Genomic DNA, 24,745 nt, shown 5'->3' on the forward strand with positions numbered 1-24,745 from the left:
TCACCGGAAGGAACAGCCGACGGACCGTCACCGACGGTCCCAGGGCGTGTTTCGCCCTAGCGGCCGCTCCACACCGGGCTGCGCTTCTCCGCGAACGCGGCGGCGCCCTCACGGGCGTCCTCGGAGACGAACACCGGCGCGATGATCCTCTCCTGCTCCTCCCAGCCCTCGGCCAGCGTCCAGTCCGCGCTGGAGCGGGCGATCCGCTTCGTCGCGGCGACCGCGAGCGGGCCGGCCGACGCCACCCGCGCGGCGAGCTCCAGCGCGCCCTCCAGGGCCTTGCCCTCGGGCACCAGGCGGTTGACCAGGCCGACCTCCGCGCCACGCCGCGCGGTGATCGGATCGCCGGTGAGGAGCATCTCCATGGCGACGGCGTACGGGATGCGGCGCGGCAGCAACAGTGCGCCACCGGCGGCCGCCACCAGGGAGCGGGTCACCTCCGGGACGCCGAACCTGGCCGTCTCGCCCGCGACCACCAGGTCGCAGGCGAGGAGCAGCTCGAACCCGCCTGCCAGCGCCCAGCCCTCGGCCGCGCCGATGAGGGGCTTCTTCGGCGGGGTGATCGTGATGCCCGCCAGACCCCGGCCCTCGATCGCGGGGCTCTCGCCGCGGAGGAACGCCTTGAGGTCCATCCCGGCGGAGAACGTTCCGCCGGCGCCCGTCAGGACGCCCACCCGGAGGTCGTCGGACGCGTCCAGCTCGTCCACGGCGTCCGCGATGCCCTGGGCCACGGCCAGGTTCAGGGCGTTCTTCGCCTGCGGCCGGTTGATGGTGATGATCTGCACGCCGTCGCGGCGTTCGACCAGGACTTCGTCCGACATGTCGTTCGTTCTCCTTGTGGTGCGGTCGTTCCGGCTCAGTGCTCGGACGACGTGTTCTTCGGCCGTTCGACGGCGCTGACCTTGTTCAGCCGTTCGACGGCGCGGATCGCAGGATGCCCGCGAGGAAGGTGTCGCAGAAGACGTCCGCGATCTCGCGCGGCGGAAGTCCGGCGTCCTTCTTCAACCAGACGTACGAGTAGTTGAACATTCCGAGGATTCCCTTCAACGCCACGGCCTCGGGCAGCGGTTTGAAGTCCCCGGCGTCGATGCCCGCGTCGAGCGTGCGCCGCCACACCTGCTCGTACTGCTTGCGCAGATCGAGCACGGTTTCCATGAGCGGTCCCGTGAGCGCGGTGAAGTCCCGGTAGTGGACGGTCCATTCGAGAACGTGGTCGGCGATGTTCTCCATCAGCGTCCGGGCCAGTTCTCTGAACCGTTCCTCGGGATCCTCCACGCGCTTCTCGATGTCGAGCGCGATCTCGACCATGACACGCAACTGGGAGGCGCTGATCTCGAAGAGCAGTGCTTCCTTGTTCCCGATGTGGTGGTAGAGCGCACCTCTCTGGAGCCCGACAGCCGCCTCGAGTTGAGCCATCCCGGTGCCGTGGTAGCCGTGTTCGGCGAACAACTCCGCCGCAGCACGCAGAATCCGAGCTTTCTGAGGTGACTTGGGGGCCATTGACCTGCCGTTCTCGAGAAGGTTGCCGGGGGAGGTAGAGACTACCGAGGGTCGTCGCACGCGCTCGCGCGCGCCGGTGGCCCGCGCCGTCAGCCCTCTTCCGGCGCGTCGGGCCGACCGAGATACGCCGGGTTGGCCACGAGCAGCTTGTCCCGCACCGTCCCGACGACGGCTTGAACCACGCGGGGGTTCACAGGTGTCACGGCGCCGGAGCGCAAGGCTTCGGCGAGGTCCCGATCCGTCGCGAACCCGAGGCCGTCCAGCCGTCCGCGGTGCCGCTCGGTGACCTCGGCCGCGAGCAGGAGCTCCCGCCGTACGATCCGCAGGGCGTTGGCCGCGACCCTGGCGAGGTAGCGGGCGCTGCCCTGCGAACCGAGCTCACCGCGCGCGAGGGTGCGCTCGACCACGGCGAGCAGGTGGTCGGCGTCCGGGGCGTCGTGGGGCGCGGCGCCCGTGCCGACCGTTTCGGACTCCGCGGCGTCGACCGCGGCCAGCACGTCCTCGGCCTTCTCCGGCCGCGTCAGTCCGAGCGTGAGCAGCAGGTCGAACTCCGCCTCGCACACCCGCCGGCCGATCACCGCGTGTTCGAGCGAGTCCTCTTCGCCCTCCAGGTGTACGGCGGCCTGCTGACGGCAGATCAGCACCCAGCGCAGTGTGCTGTAGACCTCCCACCAGTGCAGTTGCGCGTCGGTCGGGCGCCAGCCCGCCACCTCCTCGTACCCGTCGAGGAGCTGTGCGCGGGTGCCGAACCCGCCGACCGGGAGCGCCGAACCGAACCGCCAGGCCTTCACGCACAGCCATCCGAGGTCCTCGACCGGGTCCCCGCGGTGGACCAATTCCCAGTCCAGGACCGCGCGGATGCCCTCGGGGCCGACGATGGCGTTGCCGTTGCGCAGGTCTCCGTGGACGACGGTGTCGGCGACGGCCGGCACGGGGTGGTCCTCCAGCCAGCGGATCGCGAGTTCGACCGAGGGCCGGGGCGAGTCCCACCGTTCGGCGAGGGCGCGCAGTGCGGCGATGGGTTCCTGCCGGTCGAGCCCGCCGAGGGTGTCGGGGGACATCGTGTGGATGCGCGCGGCGATGGCACCGAACTGCGCCGCGAGGGTCTCCCGTGCCGTCGCGTAGGCGTCGTCGCGCAGCAGTCGGCGGGGGATCACCTCGCCCTCCACAAGGCTCATCACGATGTAGGGGTTGCCGCCGAGCGACGCCCCGCTGTCCACCAGCTCCGGGACCGGGACCCCGGCCGCGGCGGCGGCGGCCATGACCTTGGCCTCCAGGTCCATGGTCTCGGCACCGGCCGGACCCGACAGGTCGCGCCGCAGGACCAGGTCGCGGGAGCGGCCCTCGGTCTCGGCGGTGAAGCGCATGGTCTGCCGGCTGGCTCCGCCGGGCAGGGCGCTGGGGACGGTGGCCGTCACCGGGGCGCCCCAGGCGGCGGTCAGGCGCGTCTCGATCTCCTCCTGGTCAGTCATCGAGACCGCCCTGGAGCCAGGGGGCGCGGGAGGGGTCGGCCAGCAGTCGTCGCGCGACGACCATCCGGTGGACCTCGTCCGGGCCGTCGTAGATGCGGGCGAAGCGCGCCTCGCGGTACATCCCTTCGAGGGGCGTGTCGTCGGTGACGCCGAGGGCGCCGTGGACCTGGATCGCCCGGTCGATGACGTTGTGGAGCATCTGGGCGGCCCAGAACTTGACGATGCTGATCTGGATGCGGGCCTGTCCGTCCCGGTCGAACTGCTTCGCCGCGTCCAGGACCATCAGCCGCGCCGCGTGGATCTCGGCGGCGGACTCCGCGACGTAGCGCTGGATCTCGCCCTTCTGCGAGAGCAGCGAGCCATGGGCGTAGCGGGTGTTGGCGCGGTCGACCATCAGCTCGAAGGCCCGCTGGGCCTGGCCGAGCCAGCGCATGGCGTGGAAGATCCGGCCGGGGCCGAGGCGGATCTGGCCGACGGCGAATCCGCCGCCGCGCTCGCCGAGCAGGTTCTCGTAGGGGACGCGGACCCCGGTGAGGCGGATCTCGCAGTGGTCCCCGCCGGTGGAGCCCATGGTCTTCAGGACGCGGACGACCTCGAAGCCGGGGGTGCCGGCGGGCACGACGATGGCGGACAGGGCCTGGTGGGCCTTGACGTCCTCCGGCTCGGTGCGGGCGTAGACCGTGGTGAACGCCGCGTTGGAGCCGCCGGTGGTGAACCACTTGTGGGCGTCGATGACCCACTCGTCGCCGTCGAGCCGGGCGGTGGCCTGGATGAGCGTCGGGTCCGATCCGGCGACCTCCGGCTCGGTCATCCCGGTGCTCGGGGTGATGTCCCCCGCCACCAGCGGAAGCAGCCAGCGCTGCTTCTGCTCCTCACTGGCGAAGCGGTGGAGCATGATCGCGTCCTGCATCGACAGCGTGCCCGCCGCGAGCTGTCCGTACTTGGAGCGGCCGATGATCTCGTTGACCAGCGCGAACTCGTAGAACGGCAGACCGCCGCCGCCGATCTCGGCGGGGTGGCCCAGCGCCCACAGGCCCTTCTCCTTGGCGCTCGCCTGCAGGCGCTTGAGGGCGACGGCGGCGGTGTCGCCACCGGCGTCCAGGGCTCGTTCGGCGGGGATGACCTCACCGTCGACGAACTCCCGCATGGCGGCGCGAAGTTGTGATCCTGATGTACTCATGGGCTTCATTCCTGACAGCAGCGGACGGGCGGGGCGGGGCGTCGTTCACTTGGGGGGAAGGCGGACGCCCCCGTCGATCCGGATCACCTCACCGTTCATGTAGCTGTTGGACAGCAGCTCCCACGCGAGGCTGGCGAACTCCTCGGACCGGCCGAGCCGGCGCGGGAAGACGACGTCCTTGGCGAGCTTGGCCTTGAACTCGGCCGGGTTCGGGACCGTGTCGTAGATCGGCGTCTCGATCAGTCCGGGCGCGATGGTGTTCACGCGGACGCCTACGACCCCGAGGTCACGGGCCAGCGGCAGGGTGAGTCCGACGACGCCGCCCTTGGAGGCGCTGTAGGCGACCTGGCCGATCTGGCCGTCGAACGCCGCGACCGACGTCGTGTTGACGATCGCGCCGCGCGCGCCGTCGGCGTCGGGCTCGTTGTGGGACATCGCGGTCGCGGCGAGGCGGACGACGTTGAAGGTGCCGATCAGGTTGACCTCGACGACCTTGCGGAACGCGTTCAGGTCGTGGGCCGAGCCGTATTCGCCGTCCTTGCCGACGGTGCGGGCGAGGCTCGGGATGCCCGCGCAGTTGACGACGACGCGCAGCGGGGCGTCGGACACGGCGGCGTCGACGGCGGCTATGACCTGGTCGGGGTCGGTGACGTTCGCGGCGATGAAGCGGCCGCCGATCTCCTTGGCGACGCGGTTGCCGCCGACCTCGTCGAGGTCGAGGACGGTGACCTTGAGGCCCTTGGCCGCGAGGAGGCGGCTGGTGGCCTCTCCCAGGCCGGAGCCTCCGCCGGTGACGATCGCCGAGCTGCCTGCCAGTTCCATCGTTGACTCCTTGGTTCGTGTGCGGTGCGGTGCGGGTGCGGCCGGGCTCGTGCCGGCCGGTGTGCGGTCAGCGTTTGCGGACGAACGCGGCGATCGCCGCCTGCGCCTCGGGGGAGGCGATCACCGCGACCTGGTTGTCGATCTCGGCTTCGAGTGCCTCGGCGAGCGAGGTCTGCCAGGCGTTGTTGAGCAGTGACTTGGTGCCGGCCAGCGCCGAGGGCGACAGCTTGCGAAGGCGGTCGGTGAGGGCGTCCACCTCGGCGGCCAGTTCCTCCGGCGGCGCGACGGAGGTGATCATTCCCCAGTCCAGCGCGGTGGCTGCGTCCAACGAATCGCCGAGGAAAGCCAGTTGGCGCGCCCTGCGCTCCCCCACCAGGCGGGGCAGCAGCCAGCTTCCGCCGCTGTCCAGGGACAGTCCGCGCCGGATGAAGAGCTGGAGGAAGCGGGACCGGTTGCTGGCCACCACGAAGTCGCAGGCCAGCGCGAGGTTGACGCCCGCGCCCGCGGCGATCCCGTCGACCATCGCGATGGTCGGGAACGGTGCCTCGTGCAGGGCGAGGACACAGCGGTTGGAGACCCTGATCCGATCGGGCAGCGCGTCGAGGTCGTCGAGCAGTCCCTCGACGTCCGAGCCGCCGCAGAACGCCCCGTCGGCTCCGGTGACCACCACGGCGCGGGTGCCGGGATCGGCCGACAACTCGGCGAGCAGGGCCTCCAGCGTGCTCCACATCGTGTCGGTCATGGCGTTGAGCTTGCCGGGCCGGTTCAGGGTGATCGTGGCGACGCCGTCCCGCGTCTCGCAGTCGACGCTCATCGGCGGGCCCGCTTGTCGGGTGCGTCGATGGACCGGCCGATGATCTCCTTCATGATCTCGTTGGTGCCGGCGTAGATGGTCTGCACCCGCGCGTCCAGGAACGCCCTGGCGACCGGGTACTCCTCCATGAAGCCGTAGCCGCCGTGCAGTTGGAGGCAGCGGTTGACCACGTCCTGCTGGAGATCGGTCGTCCACCACTTGGCCTTGGCCGCGTCCTCGGCGTCGAGATCCCCGGCCAGGTGACGTCGGACGAGGTAGTCCACGTAGACCTGGGCGACCTCGGTGGCGGTGAGCATCTCGGCCAGCTCGAACTTGGTGTTCTGGAAGGAGGACAGCCGCTGTCCGAAGGCCTCGCGCTCCCGGCAGTAGTCGATCGTCCAGTCCAGGACGGCACGGGCGCCGGTGATCGCCGAGACCGACAGCGCCATGCGCTCCTGGGCCAGGTTCGCCATCAGGGTGGCGAAGCCCGTCCCCGGCTCGCCGAGCAGGTTATCGGCCGGCACCCGGGCCTCGTCGAAGAACAGCTCCGCGGTGTCCTGGCTCTTCAGGCCGATCTTGCGCAGGTGGCGTCCGCGGCTGAAGCCGGGGGTGGCGTCCTCCACGACGATCAGGCTGAGGCCGCGGTGGCGCTCCTCGGGGTCGGTCTTGGCGGCCACGATGACCAGGTCGCAGTTGAGGCCGTTGGTGACGAACGTCTTGGAGCCGTTGACGACGTAGTGGTCACCGTCGCGGATCGCGGTCGTACGGACGGAGGCCAGGTCCGATCCGGCGCCGGGCTCGGTCATCGAGATCGCGCCCATGATCTCGCCGGTGACGAAGCCGGGCAGCCAGCGGGCCCGCTGCTCCTCGTTGGTCGCGCTCAGCAGGTACGGCAGCACGATGTCGTTGTGGAGCGTGATGCACATGCCCGAGCCGATGACGTTGGCCCGCTGAAGCTCCTCGGAGATGATCACGTTGTAGCGGAAGTCGTCGACGCCGAGGCCGCCGTACTCCTCCGGTACGGCCATGCCCAGGAAGCCCTGGGCTCCGGCAGCCAGGAACATGGACTTGTCGACCCGGCCCGCCGCCTCCCACTTCTCGTGGTTCGGGACGATCTCGGCCTGGACGAAGGCCCGGAAACTGCTGCGGAAGTCTTCGTGGGTCTCGTCGAACAGGTCACGGTGCACAGCCATCGCGTGCCTCCTCTCTCATCGTGCGGTCCATCCGCCGTCGACCGCGAGGGTCTGTCCGGTGATGAAGCTGCCGCCGGGTCCGGCCAGCAGCAGCAGGGCTCCGTCGAGTTCTTCGGGCCGGCCCGGCCGGCCCATGGGGGTGTTGCGTGCGATCCAGCGGCTCGCGGACTCGTCGGCCAGCATCTCGGCGGTCAGTTCGCTGGGGAACCAGCCCGGCGCGATGGCGTTGACGCGTACCCCGGAAGGGGCCCATTCGGCGGCCAGGTGGCGGGTGAGGCTGACGACGGCGCCCTTCGCGGCGCCGTAGGCCGACTGGGGGATCGGGGCCGAGGCGACGAGCCCGAGGACGGAGGCGATGTTGACGATCGCCCCGCCGTCGCGCTCCGTCATGGACTTCGCGGCGAGCACGCTGAGCTGGAAGAGCGCGGTCACGTCGATGTCGAGGGTCTTGCGGAACGAGGCGAGCGGCTGATCGAATGCGGGCAGCGCGTCGGCCCATCCCGCGTTGTTGACCAGGATGTCGACGCCGCCGAGCTGTTCGGCGCGGGCGATCAGGGCCGCGCAGTCGTCCTCGTCGGTGATGTCGCACCGGTGGGCCACGATGCCGTCGTGCTCGGCGGCCAGTGACTCCAGGAGGTCGGTTCGGCGGGCTGCCGCGACCACGGTGGCACCGGCCGCGGCCAGCGTCAGGGCGAACCGGCGTCCGAGTCCGCTGGAGGCCCCGGTCACCACGGCGACCTTGCCGCTCAGGTCGATGACGTGGGCCCCCGTGGTCACGACAGCCTCTCGATGACCGTGGCGTTGGCCATGCCGCCGCCCTCGCACATGGTCTGGAGGCCGAACCGGCCGCCGGTGCGCTCCAGTTCGTGCAGCATGGTGACCATCAGCTTGGCGCCCGAGGCACCGAGCGGGTGGCCCAGCGAGATACCGCCGCCGTTGACGTTGACCTTGGCCGGGTCGGCGCCCAGTTCGCGCTGCCAGGCGAGGACGACCGAGGCGAAGGCCTCGTTGACCTCGAAGAGGTCGATGTCGTCGAGGCTCATCCCGGACCGCGCGAGGACCCGCTGGGTCGCCGGGATCGGGCCGGTCAGCATCTCGACCGGGTCCGAGCCGGTCACGGCCATGTGGCGGATGACCGCGCGGGGGCGCAGGCCCAGCTCGCGCGCTTTCTCCGCGCTCATGATCAGGACGGCGGCGGCGCCGTCGACGATCTGCGAGGAGTTGCCGGCGGTCACCCGGCCCTCGGGGACGAAGGACGGCTTGAGGCCGGCCAGTGCCTCGGGGGACGTGTCGCGGATGCACTCGTCGGCGAGCAGGGTGTCGCCGGGCTCGGTGACCTCGCCGGTCTCGCGGTCGCGCACCTTGCGGGGCACGGGGACGATCTCGCGGTCGAAGCGGCCCTCGTCGCGGGCGGCGGCGGCACGCTGGTGGCTCTGCAGACCGTAGGCGTCCAGTTCCTCGCGGGTCAGCTTCCACCGGTCGACGACCAGCTCCGCGGAGATGCCCTGCGGGACGAGACCGCTGGCCCCGTACGCCTCGCGGTCGGCGTAGCGCTGGTGCGCGGCCTCGCCGTAGACGGCGCGGATGTCGCCGCCGGGGGCGTTGGAGAACATCGGCACGGTCGACATGCACTCCAGGCCGGCCGCGACGACGACGTCGCAGGTTCCGGCCATGATCGCCTGTGCGGCGAAGTGGACGGCCTGCTGGGAGGAGCCGCACTGCCGGTCGATGGTCGTGGCGGGCACGGTCTCGGGCCAGCCCGCGGCCAGGACGGCCGTCCGGCCGACGTTGGTGCTCTGGGGACCGTTCTGGGTCACGCAGCCCATGATCACGTCATCGATGATGGCGGGGTCGATGCCGGAGCGCTCCTGGAGCGCGATCAGCGTCTGGGCCGCGAGCTCGGCGGGGTGCCAGCCGGACAGGGATCCGTGACGCTTGCCCGAGGCGGTGCGGACCGCCTCGACGATTACTGCTTCGGGCATGGGAGACCTTTTCGGGGACGACCGGCATACGAGGGGTGTGCGGTCGGGGGTGTAAGGGGCTGGTGGCTGCGGCGGTCAGGCGGACGGGGCGAAGCCGCGCTCGGCCATCCAGCCGGTGACGACGCCGATGGCCTCGGCGAGCTGGGGGCGCTGGTCGGGGCCCGCGTAGTAGTGCGTGGCGCCCTTGACCACGTGCAGGGTCTTGTCCGGGTGGCCGACCGCGTCGAAGAGGCGCTGGGTGTGGCTCGGGGTGCACGCGTCGTCGGCGCTGTTGCCGATCACCAGAGTGGGGATCTCCAGGTCGGCGGCGCACTTCACGCCGTCGCCGTTGGCGTCGTCGTAGCTCCACTGGGAGAGCCAGCCGCGCAGGGTGTTGAACCGGGCCAGGCCGACCGGGCCGTTGTTGACGACCTTGGGGTCGCCCAGGTAGCAGCCCGGCGCGCGGTCGCTGGGGTCGACTGCGGGGTCGAGCCAGCGCGGGTCGGCCATCGTGCCGTGCACGACGAAGCCGCGCTCCTCCAACTCGCGTCCGGACTGGCGCAGTTCGGCGAGCTGCGTCTTCACCCAGGCGGTGATCCTGCGGTTGCGGGCGATCTGCGCGGCCCGGTAGCGCTCGATGAACTCCGCCGTGTACGGCGGCTGGTTCGGGTTCTTCGGGTCGTACAGGTCGAGTTCGCGGTCCCGGACGTCGGGGTCGTTCTCGTCCAGGATCGAGGCGTCCAGCCACTCGGTCATGGTGCCGTGCCGGCTGACGTGCGCGGCGAGCAGCATGATGCCGTCGGCCGGAGGCAGGTCGCAGCGGGTGAGGTCCGGCGCGTCGCCGGCCGGGGTGGCGGTGACCGTCGGGTTCTGCGCCTGCTGCTGGTAGTACAGCGACAGCGAGCCGCCACCGCTCCAGCCGGCCAGCACGACCTTGGCGTAGCCGAGCCGGTCACGGGCGTCGCGGACGCAGGCCCCGAGGTCCTGGACGACCTTCTCCATGATCAGGGCGTTGTCGACGCCGCGGTAGCGGCTGCCGCAGTAGATGACGTGGTGGCCGGCCCTGGCCAGGGCGTTCATCATCGGCAGGTAGGCGCCGCCGCCGATCGGGTGCATGAACACGATGACGGTGTCGGACTCCACCTCCCGGGGCTTGAGGAGGTAGCTCTCCAGGGCGACCATCGCGCTCGGCCCGCCGTACGTGTCGCGGTAGGCCGAGGTGTCCTCGAACATCACCAGGTAGGGGATGCGGTCGTAGGCGTGCTTCTTGGCTTCCGTGCTCATATCTGGATCTCCGGGTCTGCGGCGCCCGCTTCGGCCGCCGCGGTGAGGACCGCCTCGCTGGGCACCAGCCGCCGCCGGGTGTCGACGGCGATGATCTTCCATTCGACCCGGGTGTCCCGGTCGAAGCGGCGCCGGGAGCGTTCGCGGGCCTTCTCCGGGGCTCCGTGGTGCGTGCCCTGGGGGGCGTGCGAGATGAGGCCCGGCGGCAGGTCGATCCCGAAGACGTTGCCTCCGTGGAAGAAGGCGATCTCGTCGAAGTCGACGTTGCGGTGGTACCACGGGTAGCGCTCGGTCCCGGGCACGCCCTCGGCGGCCCTGGGCAGGAAGTTCATCACGTACACGCCGGTGGCCTGCATGAACAGGTGCACGGTGGGCGGCAGGTGCACGCTCTCTGAGGTGATCACGTTGTAGTCGTCGATGTTGAAGGTGAAGGGGAAGTTGTCGCCCCGCCAGCCTTCGGCGTCGCACGGGTCGTGCGGGTAGAAGATCGAGGTCCGCTGACCGGAGTGGTACAGCCGGACCTCGTACTCGTCGCGGCCGTCGTCCTCGACCACGGCGGCCTCGGGGACCACGACGAGCGCGCTGTCGAACGGGAAGTGCCGGCCGAGGACGCCCGCCGGCGGGACGCGGAACTCGTCCACCGCCTCGACGACCAGGACGCAGCTTCCGCCCTCGTCGGGGACCTGGCGGTAGGTCGTCGCCTTGGGGAGGTAGACGTAGTCACCGGGGCGGTATGCCAGCGAGCCGAACTCGGTGACGAAGGTTCCGGTGCCCTGGTGCACGAAGTGCAGCTCGTCACCGTCGACATTGCGTACGTAGAACGGCGCGGGGGCGTTGCGCATGCTCAGCGAGATCCGGCAGTCGGCGTTGCTGAACATCAGCAGCGGTGCGCCGCTCGGGTCGTCCTTGTCCGTGGGGGTCAGCGCGCTCGCGGCGATGTCGACGCCGGTCAGCGGACCCTCGCTGCGGTACTGGGTGGGGTCGTGACGTCGGTAGAGGTGCGCCGTGCGGCCCTCGAACCCGCCACGGCCGAGCTCGTCGTCCTTGAGACCTTCGAGGTCCGCGTGGATCCTGCGGGGCGTCGTGCCTTTCCGCAGGTGGGTGAATGACTCCACTTACCGCTCCCGTCTTCGTCCGGGGCGCCGGATGTTCTGGCATCCGGCGCCCCGGCACCGAATCTCCGTACCGACTGATCGGTACAGTAATCTGGCCAGGTGTTCCCGTCAATGGTGGGCTGTCAGGGCCGACCGTGCCGTTCGGCACACCACGGTCGGCGTTCGATCAAGGTGCTGCCGTCGCCGCCAGCCGTATGTTCAGCGGGCCCGGGTCGACGTATTCCTCGATCCGGCGGATGTGCCGGTCGTCGCAGAAGACCCTGAGCATGGCGGGCATACGGATTCCTTCGCACCGCCCGCCGAGTTCGACGACGTGCTGCTGTACGAACCCGTCGTCCAGGACCGTCCGCCGCACGTCCACATAGCGCAGCGGGCCGGCCTTCGCGGCGAGCCAGGAGAGCAGCCGCAGGCTTTCCGAGCGCGTCTGGTCGACGTCGTCGTAGTTGTGCCAGACGGTCACGTCGGGGCTGTACAGCGCCTCCAGTTCCGCGAGGTCCCCACGGGAGACCGCGGCGAAGAACCGGTCGGCGAGCGCGGAGACGCCCGCGCTCATGCCTGCTCCCCCTCCGGTTCGCCGGTGGGGCCGTAGTTGAGGGCCAGACCGGGGCGCGGCCAGTCCACCTTGACGAGCTGTCCGGTGCTGGCCATGGTCATGTAGGCGGTCCGCAGTCCCTCGCCGCCCCAGCAGATGTTGGTCAGGCCCGGGTCGTTGTCGACGTGGATGTCGACGAACTCCACCAGTTCGCCCTCCGGGCTGACCACGGAGATGCCGGTGTGGACCATCGACGCCACGCAGAGGTTGCCGTCGGCCTCGATGCCGAGCCCGTCGAAGTTCGTGTAGTCGGGCGCGGTGTACAGGAAGTTGCCGCCACCGGAGCCGCCCATGGACAGACCGCCCTTGATCTCGCCCGGAGCGGTGACCTCCCACCACCACACGCGCGCGGTGAAGGTCTCGTTGACGTACAGCCGCGTTCCGTCCGGGGAGAGCCCGATGCCGTTGGGGCCGTCCATCCCGCCGGTGAGCAGCTTGATCGAGGTGCCGTCGGCGGTCGCGTAGAAGAGCCGGCCCTTGTCGCCCGTGACCCCGTCGCTCTTGCCGTAGTCGGTGAAGTACATACCGCCGTGGGCGTCGAAGACCAGGTCGCTGGCGCTGCGCAGCGGCTGCCCGTCGCACTCGGTGTAGAGGGTCTCCACGGAACCGTCCGTGAGGTCGACCGCCTGGATGCTGCCGGTGACGTAGTCCGGCGCGATGCCGACGGCCCAGGTGAAGCCGGCGACCTCGAAGCCCATCATGCCGCCGTTGTTGGTGACGTAGACCCGGCCGTCGGGGCCGAGGGCCGCACCGTTGGGACCGCCGCCCAGCTCGGCCACCACCGACACGGTGCCGTCCGGGGTGATCCGCGTCAGCTTCCCGCCCAGGACCTCGACGACGAGCACGTCACCGTTCGGGAGCGCGACCGGCCCCTCGGGGAACTTCAGTCCGGTGGCAAGAGTGGTGACATTCATTTGCTTTCCCTTCCCGGGATGTTCTTTGCAGCTGACTTTTTACGTTTGTTCCGACGGGCCTTCAGTTCAGTGCCAGGCCCCGCCGCGGCCACTCCACCTTCAGCAGCCTTCCGGTGCTGGAGGCGGTGATGTACGCGGTGGTCAGGTGTTTTCCTCCAAAGCAGATGTTGGATATGCCCGGGTCGCCGCCGACATTGATGTCGACGAACTCCACGAGGTGCCCCTTCGGGCTCACCACCGAGATGCCCGCGTGGATCATCGACGCCACGCAGACGTTGCCTCCGGCCTCGACGGCGAGCGAGTCGAAGTTCGTGTAGTCGGGCGCGGTGTACAGGAAGTTGCCGCCGCCCGAACCGCCCAGGGAGAGACCGCCCTTGATCACTCCGGGGGCCGTGACCTCCCACCACCAGACCCGCGCGGTGTACGTCTCGCTGACGTACAGCCGCGTGCCGTCCGGCGAGAGCCCGATGCCGTTGGGGCCGTCCATCCCGTCGGCCACCTTCCGGATCGAGGTGCCGTCGGCGGTGGCGTAGAACAGCCGCCCCCGGTCGACGGCGGTCGCGCCGGTCTTGCCGTAGTCGGTGAAGTAGAAGCCGCCGTGGGCGTCGAAGACCAGGTCGTCCGGACCGCGCAACGGCTGCCCGCCGGCCTCGGTGTAGAGCGTCTCCACCGACCCGTCGGCGAGGTCGACGGCCTGGATGCTGCCGGTGACGTAGCCGGCGGGGGTGCCGCCGGCGAAGGTGAACCCGCCCACGTCGAAGCCGTTCAGGCCGCCGTTGTCGGCGACGTAGACCCGGCCGTCGGGGCCGAGCGCGGCGCCGTTGGGACCGCCGCCCAGCTCGGCCACCACCGACACGGTGCCGTCCGGGGTGATCCGCGTCAGCGTCCCGCGCAGCACCTCGACGACGAGCACGTCACCGTTCGGGAGCGCGAGGGGCCCCTCGGGGAACTTCAGCCCGGTGGCCAGGACGGTCACCTTCGGCTTCCGGCTCCCGCCCGGCCTGCCTCCCCTGCCGTCCGCGGCCACGGCCCCGCCGACCGGGCCGAGCACGGCTGCGCCCGAGGCCCCCGCGGTCACCGCGGTCATCCGTCCGATCAGCGACCGGCGCGAGAGGGCCCTCCGCGGCGGCGGTATGTCCTGACCGGCCCGTGCGGACCCCTCGGTTCCTTCCATGGCCAACCGTCCTTTCGGTGCAGCTCCTGGTGAACGCGTTGCTGGTTTCGCCGTCCGGCCCGAGGGCCGTTCCCTCGGGCCGCCGCCGGAGCGAGGATCACCCCTCGTGGGGCGACTCCCCCGCCACGGACGTCACTCCCCGGTGCCGAACCGGTCCCGCAGGTCGTTCTTGCGGATCTTGCCGCTGACCGTCTTCGGCAGGGCGTCCGCGAAGAACACCGCGCGCGGCTGCTTGTACGAGGCGAGGCGGCTCCTGCACTGCGCCACGATGTCGTCCTCCGAGACCTCCTGGCCCTCCCTGCGGACGACCACGGCGGCCACCTTCTCGCCCCACACCGGGTCCGGCAGTCCGATGACCGCCGCCTCGGCGACCGCCGGGTGCTCGTAGAGGGCGTTCTCGACCTCGCTGGAGTAGACGTTCTCGCCACCGGAGATGATCATGTCCTTGGCCCGGTCGACGATGTAGAGGAAGCCCTCCTCGTCCGTGCGGGCGAGGTCACCGGTGTGGAACCAGCCCCCGGACCAGGCTTCTTCGGTCGCCCGCGGGTTCCCGTGGTACCCGACGGTGACCTGGTCGCCCTGGACGACGATCTCGCCGATCTCGCCGATCTCGCAGTCCTCGCCGTCGGGCCGCACCACGCGCACGTCCACCAGGGCCATCGGCTTGCCGACCGCGTCGAGCAGGTGCTCCTCGCCGTTCACGGCACGGATGTGGGCCGCCTTGTCGAGGGTCAGCATGTTCCCGCCCAGCTCGGTCATGCCCATACCGGCGTACACGATCGGCCCGAAGCGCTCGATCGTGCGGCGCAGCACGTCGACGGGGATCTTGGAGGCGCCGTAGCCCATCCACTCCAGGCTGCTCAGGTCGTACTCGTCGATCTTCGGGTGGGCGAGGAGCATCGCCATCATCGTCGGGGCGAAGCCGCCGCTGGTGACCCGGTGGTCCTGGACCAGCCGCATCCACTGCTCCGGGTCCCAGCCGGACATCATCAGCACGGAACCGCCGTTGAACTGGTGCATCGGCGTGAGGTAGCCGGCGACGTGGCACAGCGGCATCGCGTTGAGGAAGCTGGTCTCCGCCGTCGGCTCGTAGGCGAGCACCGACTGGACCAGCGCGGTGTTGATGTTGCGGTGGGTGAGCTGGGCGCCCTTGGGGAACCCGGTGGTGCCGCTGGTGTAGAGCAGCCAGGCGACCTCGTCGTCGGTGACCCGCACCTCGGGCTCGGTCGGGCGCCCCTCGGCCACGAGGTCCTCGTAGCTGCGCACGCCGGGCCGGGACGCACCGATGACGACGATGTGCTCGACCGTCTCCAGCTCGGCGCGGTGCTCGGTGAGCGCCTCCAGATACTGCTCCTGGACCAGGACGACCCGGGCGCCGGAGTTGTTGAGGATCCACACCCATTCCTTCGGGTGCAGGCGGTAGTTGAGCATGGTCAGCGCCATGCCCACGGCGGGGACGCCGTAGTACGCCTCGACGTACTCGGGGTTGTTCTCGGACAGGATCGCGATCCGGTCGCCCCGCGAGGCGATGCCGAGGAGCGCGTCCGCGAGGCGCATCGCCCTCTCGTACAGCTCGGCGTAGGTGCGGGAGCCCGAACCGTCCGCCATGAGAAGCGCGTTCTTTTCCGGTGTCCGCATCGCGTTGCGACGCAGCACGTCACTGATCAGCATGGCGTTCTTCCTCCTGTGCGGTCGATGACCGAGGCGGCGGTGCGGTCCGGGAACGCGACCACGTGCCTCTCGACGAATCCGGTGATCTGCTGGTGGCTGTAGCCCGCCGCGCGCAGCACGTCGGCGGAGTCCCGGCCCGGCGCGCCGGGCGGTCTCGGTGCCGCGGGCCGGGTGCGGCTGAAGCGGGGGGCGGCGGCGGGATGCACCACCCCTTCGATGTCGAGGAACGTGCCGCGCGCACGGTTGTGCGGGTGGCCCGCGACCTCGTCGAGCGAGAGGACGGGGGTGACACAGGCGTCGACATCGTCGAACACCGCCATCCATTCGGCGCGTGACCTGGCGGCGAACGCCTCGGCGATGCACTCCTTCATCGCATCCCAGCGCCGACGGTCCAGCCGGTCCCCGGCCGCCCTCGGGTCGTCGGCGACGCCGAGCGTGTCCAGGAGACGGTCGAAGAAGTACCGCTCGGCGGCGCCGACGGCCACGTACTCGCCGTCGGCACAGCGGTAGGTGCCGTAGAAGGGCGCGCCCGAGTCGAGGGTGTTGGTGCCGCGTTCCGTGTTCCAGGTGCCGGCGGCCCGCATCCCGAGCACCGACGACAGCAGCACGGCGGCTCCGTCGACGATGCCCGCGTCCACGACCTGCCCGGTTCCCGACTGCCGGGCCTCCAGCAGTGCGCAGACGATCCCGAAGGCCAGCAGCATCCCGCCACCGCCCTCGCCGACCAGGTTCACCGGCGGTACCGGCGGCTGCCCGGCGAGACCGACGGTGTGCAGCGCTCCCGCGACGGAGATGAAGTTGATGTCGTGGCCGGCGCGGTCCGACAGGGGACCCCGCTGCCCCCAGCCCGTCATCCGGCCGTACACCAGGCGCGGGTTGCGGGCGCGGCACTCGTCGGGCCCGATGCCGAGCCGCTCTGCGACCCCCGGGCGGAAGCCCTCGATCACCGCGTCGGCGGTCCCGGCGAGCCGGAGCACGATCTCCGCGCCCTCGGGGGACTTCAGGTCCACGGCCACGGAGCTGCGGCTGCGCTCGGGAATCCGGAACCGGGGGTCGTCCATCCCGGGCGACTGCTCGGTCGCCGCGACCCGGTCCACCCGGATCACCTCGGCGCCCATGTCCGCCAGCAGCATCGCCGCGAACGGAGCCGGGCCGACCCCGGCGATCTCCACCACCCGCACCCCGTCGAGAGGCCCGCTCATGTCCACCTCCAGTCGTCGTACCTCGTTGTACCGTCCGGTCGGTACAGGCATGAAAGCACAGCGCCCTCCGATTCGTACAGACCTCAATCACCACGGCCGGGGGACGACCGTGAGACCGTCACGGACGGCCGGGTACCGCGTCACGCGGAGCGGGCCGCGAGGGCGAAATCCACTGGTCAACGGCTCGTACGGGCGTGGACCCGGCCCCTGGGAGGGCGCGCCGGACCCACCCCTCGACCACGCCGGGACGGGGTGCACGGAACGGGCCCGGGACCGCCTCGGAGTGCCACGCGGACCGCACACCGGACGCCGACGGGGGGCGCGGCCGGTCCCTCCGGGGAAGGACGGGCGAACCCGGTCAGTCCACGGGCTGCTGGTCGGCCCTGTGGCGGCTCAGGGACGCCCGCGCGGAGAGCACGTGCGCCGTCATGACCGACTGCGCCCACGTCCCGTCGCGGGCGGTGAGCGCGTCGACCAGCTCCCGGTGCTGGCGCAGGCTGCGCGCCATCTCCTGCGGGGAGTAGTTGTGGAACGTGTGCCGGACGAGGGAGATCTCGATGACCCCGGACAGGATCCCGGGGAGCAGCGCGTTGCCGGCCGCCCGGTGCAGCGTGCGGTGGAACTCCATGTTGAGTTCGGTGATGCGGTCGTCGGCGTCGTCGCCACCGGCACGCGCCGCCTCGTCCATGGCGTCGCACAGCGCGCGCAGTTCCTCGCGCTCGGCCTCCGAGGAGTCGCGCTCGGCCGCGCGGCGGGCGGCGTATCCCTCCAGCAGCGCCCGCAGGCTGAAGATGTCGTCGAGATCGGCGGCGTCGAATCCGGTCACCTGCGCGCCGCGGTTGGGATGCAGGGTGATGAGCCCGTCGGCCTGCAGCCTGCGCAGCGCGTCGCGTACGGGAGTGCGGCTCACCTCGTACGTGGTCGCGATGTTCTCCTCGCGCAGCCACGAGCCGGACGGGTGCACTCCGGTCAGGATGCTCCTGCGCAGGTCCTCGTAGACCCTCACCGACGGCTTCGTCATCGTTTCTGCTCCCGGTACGGCGTCATGACCAGCGCGCGGCCGGACATCACCGCGCGACCGTCCCACGGGGTCATCGCGCGGGCGCGGGGAACCGTCCGGCACGCAGCAGCTGTCCCGGCAGCGGCCTGCCGAGGACCTCCGTGATCCACGCTGCGGTGGACAGCAGCACGTCGAGATCGATGCCGGTGTCCACGCCCTGCCCTTCGAGCAGGTAGACGAGGTCCTCGGTGGCGATGTTACCGGTCGCCTTCGGAGCGAAGGGGCAGCCTCCGATGCCCGCGACGGAGCTGTCCAGGACCGACACGCCCGCTTCCACCCCCGCGTAGGCGTTGGCGTAGCCGGTGTTGCGCGTGTTGTGCAGATGGAGCCCGAGGGGGATGCCGAGCCCCGCTGCGCCGGTGAGCAGCCGGGTCACCTGCCGGGGCACCCCGACGCCGATGGTGTCGGCGAAGACGAGTTCGTCGGCGCCGGTGGCGGCCACCCGTTCGGCGATGTCCAGCACCCGGCCGGGATCGACGGCTCCCTCGAACGGGCAGCCGAACGACGCGGCCAGCGTGACACTGGCCCGGCGGCCGTCCGCGTGGGCCGCCGCGACGATGTCGGCCGCCTCCGCGATCGACCGCTCGACACTGCGGCCCTGGTTGCGCTCGTTGAAGGTCTCGGTCACGCAGAAGGCCATACGGGCCTCCTCGACCCGGGTCTCCGCCAGTCGCGTGTAGCCGCGCTTGTTGAGCACCAGCGCCGCGAGGCCGACGCCGTCGGCGTGTTCCACCGCGGCACAGACCTCTTCGGCCCCGGCCATCTGCGGCACGCGGGCGGGGTTGACGAAGCTGGCGATCTCGATGCGGTCGACGCCGGTGGCGGACAGCCGGTCGACGAAGTCGGCGCGCTGCCGCGGGCTCAGGTGTTCGGGCTCGTTCTGGAGTCCGTCGCGCGGACCCACTTCACAGATTCTGACAGTCACGGGTGTCTCCTCTCCTTGCCCGGGGCGTGCTCCTCGCCCGGGCCGTGCGGCCGACCGGCTAGATGACGCCCTGCTCGTGCAGGAGGGCGCGGGCCGCGGTGTCGAGGCCGAGGATCCCGCCGTACACCTCGTCGTTGTGCTGTCCCAGTTCCGGGCCGAGCGTCTGCACCGAACCGGGGGTTCCGGACAGCCGGGGGGCGACGTTCTGCATGGGGAAGGAGCCCAGCTTGTCGTGCATCAGCCGGACGATCGTCTGCCGGGCCTCGAAGTGCGGGTCGGCGAACATGTCCTGCGCGGTGTACGTCAGACCGGCCGGCACCCCGCTCTCGTGCAGGAGGTCCAGCAGTTCCTCGGAGTCCTGCTCCTGGGTCCAGTCGGCGACCAGCTTGTCCAGCTCGGCCTGGTGCTCGCCGCGGGCGGCGTGGGTGCCGAACCGTTCATCGGTCTGCCACTCCGGCTTGCCCATGATCTCGGCCAGCCGGTTGAACACCGTGTCCCGGTTGGCGGCGATGAGGACGGCCGAGCCGTCGCGGGTCGGATACACGTTGCTGGGCGAGACGCCCGGCAGGACCGACCCGGTGCGCTCGCGCCGCGACCCGCTCAGTTCCCACTCCGGCAGGATCGACTCCATCATCGCCAGTACGGCTTCGTAGATCGCGGAGTCGACGACCTGGCCCCGACCGGTGTGCTCACGGGAGAACAGGGCCATGACGGTGCCGAGCGCGGCGAACGTGCCGGCCAGCGAGTCGCCGATCGAGATACCCGTGCGGCTGGGGGCCCGGTCGGGTTCCCCGGTGATGTGGCGCAGGCCGCCCATCGCCTCGCCGATGGAGCCGAATCCGGCGCGCCGGGAGTAGGGGCCGTCCTGGCCGTAGCCGGTGACCCGGGTGACCACGAGCCGCGGGTTCAGCTCGGCGAGCTCGGCGGGTCCGAGCCCCCATCGCTCCAGCGTGCCCGGCCGGAAGTTCTCGATGAACACGTCGGCCGTCGCCAGCAGGTCCCGCAGCAACTGCTGCCCCTCGGGCCTGCGCAGGTCACACGTGATCGACTTCTTGTTGCGGGCGATGATCGGCCAGGTCAGGGAGAGGCCCTGCGGGAGGTTGCTCCCCCACTGGCGCATCGGGTCGCCGTTGCCGGGGTCCTCGGCCTTGATCACTTCGGCCCCGAAGTCGCCGAGCAGCTGTCCGCAGAACGGCCCCGCGATGAGCGAGCCCGTCTCGACGACCCGCACCCCCGCCAAGGGACCGTGGGCGGCCGCCGCCGGTTGCCGGCCGTCGCTCCGCTGATCGTCAGCCATGGGATTCCACCTCTCGCCCACATCACACACATCGACCACTCGCCGTCGGGTTGTACACAACTTCGGTGCGTCGATCGAGGCCTCATTGCCTCTGTTCAGGCACCATAACCTCTCACTCGTCGAATGGACACGGGTGATTGTGTGCAATCTCGGTGGCTGGACACGGGTCCGGGCACAGGAGGCTCCAGCGGCCTGTGCGGGTGGGAGACAGGAGGTCAGGGGCGGATGAGGGCCTTGAGTACCTGTCGGCCGGCCATGGCCCGGTAGGCGTCCGGTGTCCGGTCGAGGGTGAAGGTCCGGTCGAGGACGCGGCCGGGGGCGATCGTGCCGTCCAGGACGTCGGGCAGCAGTTGCTCGATTTGACATCCTCCCGGGTCTAAAGGCCCGGGATTCGGGGTGTCGGCGTCCTGGTCCTTCACTCTGGCCCGGATCGCGCCGGTGTGGCAGGGCGAGCTCTTCGGGGGTAACGACAGGGCCCCCTCCCGGCCGCACGGCAGATGCGCGGCGCGTGAGAGGGGAGTCAGGGCATTCCAGAGCGCGCACAGCGAGAGCGCCGAGCCGGGCCATGACCCGCACGGCGGTGTTGCGGAACGACGCGCTCCCGCCCCAAGGACCACCGGAACGCGGTCGTGGTCGTGCTAGTCCCCAGAAAACGATCAAGGGCCGGTTTCGGATGTCTCCGAAACCGGCCCTGACCTGCGACTGTCTCCAGTCGGGACGACAGGATTTGAACCTGCGACCCCTTGACCCCCAGTCAAGTGCGCTACCAAGCTGCGCCACGTCCCGGTGCCTTCACCCACGGTGACCCGCGTGATCGTGCGAACAGAACTTTACCCCACGCCGGGGGGCTGCTCGGCAGAGGGACGGGGCGCGCGACAATCGGCGTATGACCGGGACATCTGAGACGCGGCGGGCCGACGGACGCGATCGGGACACCGAGGGGCGGGCACGGAACGCCCGGCCCCGCGACGGACTGGGGCGCCCGCTGCCGTACGGCGCGGACGGGGTGGAACGGCAGCCGGAGGGTGTCGTGCGCGCCCCCGAGGAGACGGTCACCGAGGCGCAGACACTGCTGGACGCGGGCCGGCCGTTCCACGCGCACGAGGTCTTCGAGGACGCCTGGAAGTCCGGTCCGCAGGAGGAGCGCGGGCTCTGGCGGGGACTGGCCCAGCTCGCCGTGGGGCTCACCCACGCCGCCCGCGGAAACGCGACCGGTGGCGCACGGCTACTGCGCCGTGGCGCCGGAGCGGTCGAGGAGTGGACGTCGGGGACCGGCCGGCCGGTCCGGCCGTACGGCCTGGATCTCGCGCAACTCACCTTCTGGGCACGGGAGTTGGCGAGCGCCGTGGAGCGCGACGGTGGGCGGGTCGACGCGGCGGCGTCCTCGCCCCGGCTGCGCGGCCGGGGCGCCTGACGAGGGCAGGCACGCGGCACCTGAGCTCGTACGGGCTTCCCACCCGTAGACGTGCGCGCTCCACGCCCGTAGACGTACGCGCCAGACCCCCTGGACGAACGCGCTCGGCCCCGTGGACGAACGGGCTCGACACCCGCGGCCGTACGGCCGCGGCACCCGTGCCCGGATGCCCTCGGCGCACCGGCCCGGGCCACTGTCGGGTGCGGTGCGTCCACTGTCGGTGGCGTGCGGCAGACTCCGGGTGTGCGAAAGATTCATGTCATCGGCATCGGAGCGGGCGACCCCGATCAGCTCACGCTGCAGGCGGTCAAGGCGTTGAGGAGCACGGACGTGTTCTTCATCCTGGACAAGGGCGAGGTGAAGTCGGACCTCGTCCGGCTGCGCCGCGACATCCTCGACGCGCACCTGCCACCAGGGACGTACCGCCTGGCCGAGGCCACCGACCCGGACCGGGACCGGACCGCGGGCGGCTCGGCGTACTCACCGGCCGTCGGGGACTGGCGCAGCGCCCGCGCCGCCATCTACGAGCGGCTGATCACCGAGGAACTGGGCGAGGACGAGAGCGGCGCGTTCCTGGTGTGGGGCGATCCCGCTCTGTACGACAGCACGCTCGGCATCCTGGAGGAGATCCTGGACCGCGGCGCGGTGGCGTTCTCGTACGACGTGGTGCCCGGCGTCAGCAGTGTCTCGGCTCTGGTCGCCCGGCACCGCACGGGGCTGAACCGGGTGGCCCGCCCTGTCCAGATCACCACCGGGCGGCGTCTCGCGGAGGGCTTCCCCGACGGGGTGGACGACGTGGTCGTGATGCTCGACGCCCACCAGACGTTCCGGCGGTACGCGGACGAGGACATCGACATCTACTGGGGTGCCTACATCGGCACCCCCGACGAGATCCTCGCCTCCGGCCCGCTCGCCGAGACGGCCCCCCGCATCGAGCGGTTGCGCGCCGAGGCCCGGGAGCGCAAGGGATGGATCATGGACACCTATCTGCTGCGCAGGAATCCGGAGAGATAGGGACCCGCCGCCTACGCCGGGCGGGTCGCCCCGCATGCACGGGGCGCCCACCGGTGTGAGGGTGGCGATTGTGACGATCACGGAGGACACGGCGCCACCCGCGGCGGGGGCGCCCGGACCGCCGGTGCTGGACAACCGCCGCCGCAACATCGTCTTCGCGACGATCGTGCTGGGCATGCTGCTCGCCGCGCTGGACCAGACGATCGTGGGCACCGCGCTGCCGACGATCGTGTCGGATCTGGGCGGCGCCGCGCACATGTCGTGGGTGGTGACCGCCTATCTGCTGGCCGAGACCGTGGCGACCGTGCTGGTCGGCAAGTTCGGCGACCTGTTCGGCCGCAAGGTGGTCTTCCAGGCGTCGGCGATCATCTTCATCACGGGTTCGTTCCTGTGCGGGCTCGCCACGAACATGACCCTGCTGATCGCCTGGCGGGCGTTGCAGGGCGTCGGCGCGGGCGGTCTGATGGTGACCGCGATGGCCCTGATCGCGGACGTGATCCCGCTGCGCGAGCGGGGCAAGTACCAGGGCGCGATCGGTGCCGTGTTCGGTGTGGCCACGGTCATCGGGCCGCTGCTAGGCGGGCTGTTCACGGACCATCTGTCGTGGCGGTGGGCGTTCTACATCAACGTGCCGCTCGCGATCGTCGTGGTGATCGCGGCGGCCCGCACCATCCCCGTGGTGAAGTCGGTGACCCGGCCGGTCATCGACTACCTGGGCATCGCGCTCGTCGCGGTCGGGGCCAGCGCCCTGATCCTGGCGACGAGTTGGGGCGGCAACCAGTACGCCTGGGGATCGCCGGCCATCATCGGCCTGTTCGTGGGCGGTCTGGTCGCGCTCGCCCTGTTCTGCGTGGTGGAGACGCGCGCGGCCGAACCGATGCTGCCGATGCGGCTGTTCGGCAACCCGGTCTTCACGGTCTGCTCGATCCTGAGCTTCATCGTGGGGTTCGCGATGCTCGGCGCGATGACCTATCTGCCGACGTATCTGCAGTACGTCGACGGGAACTCGGCCACCCTCTCCGGCGTGCGCACGCTGCCCATGGTCCTGGGGCTGCTCATCGCGTCGGTCTTCAGCGGCAACGTGGTCAGCAAGACCGGGCAGTACCGGATCTTCCCCATCGTCGGTTCCCTGGTGATGGCGGTCGGGCTCTATCTGATGTCACGGATGGGGCCGGACACCGGGGTCTGGCTGGAGTCCCTGTACATGTTCGTGCTCGGGACCGGGATCGGACTGTGCATGCAGGTGCTGACGATCGCCGTACAGAACACCGTCGAGTACACCGACCTCGGCACCGCGACGTCCGGGGTCACCTTCTTCCGTACGCTGGGCAGTTCGTTCGGTACGGCCGTCTTCGGAACGATCTACACCAACGCGCTGAAGCCCAACCTGGCCGACGGGGTCAGGGCCGCCGCGGAGACCGGTGCGGCCGGTCCGGCCGTCATCGCGAGGGCCGCGCAGAGCCCCGAGGGGCTGCACAGACTCCCGCCGGAGGCGGCGGGACCCATCGTCGACGCGTACGCCGACACCATTCACACGGTGTTCCTGTGGACGGTCCCGGTCGCGGTCCTCGGTTTCGTCGTGGCCCTCTTCCTCAAGCAGGTGGAACTGCGCGACAGCGCGCGGATGGGGTCGACGGACATGGGCGAGGGTTTCGCGTCGCCGTCCACCGCCGACTCCCGGCGGCTGCTGGAGTTCTCGGTCGCGAAGATCCTCGGCACGACGGAGATGGACACCGCGCGCCGGATCGTCTCCGAGTCCGACACCCGGCTGGATGTGGCGGGCGCCTGGGCCGTGATGCAGGTGGAGCTGTTCACCCGGATGGTCGGTCACGCCAACCTCGCGCTGATCGCCGCGCGGCGCCACCTGCCTCCCGAGGTGCTCGTTCCGGTGTTCGGCCGCATGGTCGAGGAGGGCTATCTGACCCGGCACGGCTCGCTGTTCTCGCACACCGCGGCGGGCGAGCGTGAGGCACGGGTGATCAGCGAGGCCTGGGGCCGATGGCTCGCCGAGCGGGTGGAGCGGGACATCGGGCGCCCGTCCGGCGAGGAACTGCGGGCCGCCGTCGACACCATCGCCAAGCGTCTGCTGGTCGAGGATCTGACGCAGGGCCTGCCCGACCGGACCCCGGAACTGACGTCGGCCACGAGGAGTTGACGCGCCC

22 protein-coding genes, 1 tRNA gene and 1 pseudogene are annotated in these 24,745 nt (G+C 70.7%); 3 read left to right on the forward strand and 21 right to left on the reverse strand.

The window, feature by feature from the left end; genetic code table 11:
* Window positions 1-56 precede the first annotated feature (56 nt).
* The 21 genes and pseudogenes from OHT01_RS06715 to OHT01_RS06815 form a co-directional block, all read right to left on the reverse strand.
* The gene (locus OHT01_RS06715; protein ID WP_328552198.1) at window positions 57-821 is read right to left on the reverse strand and encodes a crotonase/enoyl-CoA hydratase family protein; all 765 of its coding nucleotides are present in this window, start codon (window positions 819-821) and stop codon (window positions 57-59) included.
* Between the two features lie 85 nt (window positions 822-906).
* Window positions 907-1,500 carry a TetR/AcrR family transcriptional regulator gene (locus OHT01_RS06720; RefSeq protein WP_328552199.1) on the reverse strand — a complete coding sequence of 198 codons (594 nt, stop codon included), beginning with the start codon at window positions 1,498-1,500 and terminating at the stop codon, window positions 907-909.
* An 89-nt stretch (window positions 1,501-1,589) separates the two neighbouring features.
* Window positions 1,590-2,972, reverse strand: coding sequence for a phosphotransferase family protein (locus OHT01_RS06725; protein ID WP_328552200.1), 1,383 nt, complete (start codon window positions 2,970-2,972; stop codon window positions 1,590-1,592).
* Window positions 2,965-4,152 carry an acyl-CoA dehydrogenase family protein gene (locus tag OHT01_RS06730; RefSeq protein WP_328552201.1) on the reverse strand — a complete coding sequence of 396 codons (1,188 nt, stop codon included), beginning with the start codon at window positions 4,150-4,152 and terminating at the stop codon, window positions 2,965-2,967. Before OHT01_RS06730 ends, OHT01_RS06725 begins: the two co-directional genes overlap by 8 nt.
* Before the next feature lie 45 nt (window positions 4,153-4,197).
* Window positions 4,198-4,974: an SDR family NAD(P)-dependent oxidoreductase gene (locus tag OHT01_RS06735; RefSeq protein ID WP_328552202.1), complete on the reverse strand. Its 777-nt coding sequence runs from the start codon at window positions 4,972-4,974 to the stop codon at window positions 4,198-4,200.
* Window positions 4,975-5,041: 67 nt separating this feature from the next.
* Window positions 5,042-5,788: an enoyl-CoA hydratase/isomerase family protein gene (locus OHT01_RS06740; protein ID WP_328552203.1), complete on the reverse strand. Its 747-nt coding sequence runs from the start codon at window positions 5,786-5,788 to the stop codon at window positions 5,042-5,044.
* Window positions 5,785-6,960, reverse strand: a complete 1,176-nt coding sequence (locus OHT01_RS06745; protein ID WP_328552204.1) for an acyl-CoA dehydrogenase family protein — start codon at window positions 6,958-6,960, stop codon at window positions 5,785-5,787. The genes OHT01_RS06740 and OHT01_RS06745 overlap by 4 nt, the downstream gene beginning before the upstream one ends.
* Before the next feature lie 15 nt (window positions 6,961-6,975).
* Window positions 6,976-7,737: an SDR family NAD(P)-dependent oxidoreductase gene (locus OHT01_RS06750; RefSeq protein WP_328552205.1), complete on the reverse strand. Its 762-nt coding sequence runs from the start codon at window positions 7,735-7,737 to the stop codon at window positions 6,976-6,978.
* Entirely contained in the window at window positions 7,734-8,942 is a 1,209-nt protein-coding gene (locus OHT01_RS06755) for a thiolase family protein (protein WP_328552206.1), read from the reverse strand. Before OHT01_RS06755 ends, OHT01_RS06750 begins: the two co-directional genes overlap by 4 nt.
* Window positions 8,943-9,017: 75 nt before the next feature.
* Window positions 9,018-10,205 (reverse strand): alpha/beta hydrolase, encoded by a 1,188-nt coding sequence (locus OHT01_RS06760; RefSeq protein ID WP_328552207.1) that lies wholly within the window; start codon window positions 10,203-10,205, stop codon window positions 9,018-9,020.
* The gene (locus OHT01_RS06765; protein ID WP_328552208.1) at window positions 10,202-11,320 is read right to left on the reverse strand and encodes a homogentisate 1,2-dioxygenase; all 1,119 of its coding nucleotides are present in this window, start codon (window positions 11,318-11,320) and stop codon (window positions 10,202-10,204) included. The genes OHT01_RS06760 and OHT01_RS06765 overlap by 4 nt, the downstream gene beginning before the upstream one ends.
* Before the next feature lie 166 nt (window positions 11,321-11,486).
* Window positions 11,487-11,873: a nuclear transport factor 2 family protein gene (locus OHT01_RS06770; RefSeq protein WP_328552209.1), complete on the reverse strand. Its 387-nt coding sequence runs from the start codon at window positions 11,871-11,873 to the stop codon at window positions 11,487-11,489.
* Window positions 11,870-12,826, reverse strand: a complete 957-nt coding sequence (locus tag OHT01_RS06775; protein WP_328552210.1) for an SMP-30/gluconolactonase/LRE family protein — start codon at window positions 12,824-12,826, stop codon at window positions 11,870-11,872. The genes OHT01_RS06770 and OHT01_RS06775 overlap by 4 nt, the downstream gene beginning before the upstream one ends.
* 61 nt (window positions 12,827-12,887) lie before the next feature.
* Window positions 12,888-14,000, reverse strand: a complete 1,113-nt coding sequence (locus tag OHT01_RS06780; protein ID WP_328552211.1) for an SMP-30/gluconolactonase/LRE family protein — start codon at window positions 13,998-14,000, stop codon at window positions 12,888-12,890.
* A 132-nt stretch (window positions 14,001-14,132) separates the two neighbouring features.
* Window positions 14,133-15,671, reverse strand: coding sequence for a class I adenylate-forming enzyme family protein (locus tag OHT01_RS06785; protein WP_328552212.1), 1,539 nt, complete (start codon window positions 15,669-15,671; stop codon window positions 14,133-14,135).
* Entirely contained in the window at window positions 15,665-16,924 is a 1,260-nt protein-coding gene (locus tag OHT01_RS06790) for a CaiB/BaiF CoA transferase family protein (protein WP_328552213.1), read from the reverse strand. The genes OHT01_RS06785 and OHT01_RS06790 overlap by 7 nt, the downstream gene beginning before the upstream one ends.
* Before the next feature lie 307 nt (window positions 16,925-17,231).
* Entirely contained in the window at window positions 17,232-17,894 is a 663-nt protein-coding gene (locus OHT01_RS06795; protein ID WP_328552214.1) for a GntR family transcriptional regulator, read from the reverse strand.
* A 70-nt stretch (window positions 17,895-17,964) separates the two neighbouring features.
* Entirely contained in the window at window positions 17,965-18,858 is an 894-nt protein-coding gene (locus tag OHT01_RS06800) for a hydroxymethylglutaryl-CoA lyase (protein WP_328552215.1), read from the reverse strand.
* 58 nt (window positions 18,859-18,916) lie between these two features.
* The gene (locus OHT01_RS06805; RefSeq protein WP_328552216.1) at window positions 18,917-20,155 is read right to left on the reverse strand and encodes a CaiB/BaiF CoA transferase family protein; all 1,239 of its coding nucleotides are present in this window, start codon (window positions 20,153-20,155) and stop codon (window positions 18,917-18,919) included.
* Window positions 20,156-20,370: 215 nt separating this feature from the next.
* A pseudogene (locus OHT01_RS06810) lies at window positions 20,371-20,514 on the reverse strand (IMP dehydrogenase); the annotation flags it as partial.
* Between the two features lie 353 nt (window positions 20,515-20,867).
* Window positions 20,868-20,941: transfer RNA gene (locus tag OHT01_RS06815), tRNA-Pro, on the reverse strand.
* A gap of 100 nt (window positions 20,942-21,041) precedes the next feature.
* On the opposite strand from OHT01_RS06815, the gene OHT01_RS06820 reads away from it, so the two are divergent.
* The 3 genes from OHT01_RS06820 to OHT01_RS06830 all read left to right on the forward strand — a co-directional run bounded on the left by OHT01_RS06820 (window position 21,042) and on the right by OHT01_RS06830 (window position 24,738).
* Entirely contained in the window at window positions 21,042-21,569 is a 528-nt protein-coding gene (locus tag OHT01_RS06820) for a DUF309 domain-containing protein (RefSeq protein ID WP_328552217.1), read from the forward strand.
* Between the two features lie 243 nt (window positions 21,570-21,812).
* A complete protein-coding gene (gene cobF / locus OHT01_RS06825) occupies window positions 21,813-22,583 on the forward strand; it encodes a precorrin-6A synthase (deacetylating) (RefSeq protein ID WP_328552218.1) in 771 nt (256 codons plus the stop codon).
* A gap of 34 nt (window positions 22,584-22,617) precedes the next feature.
* Window positions 22,618-24,738 (forward strand): MDR family MFS transporter, encoded by a 2,121-nt coding sequence (locus OHT01_RS06830; protein ID WP_443043361.1) that lies wholly within the window; start codon window positions 22,618-22,620, stop codon window positions 24,736-24,738.
* Window positions 24,739-24,745 lie beyond the last annotated feature (7 nt).

This window comes from Streptomyces sp. NBC_00358, from assembly GCF_036099295.1.
Taxonomy (GTDB): domain Bacteria; phylum Actinomycetota; class Actinomycetes; order Streptomycetales; family Streptomycetaceae; genus Streptomyces.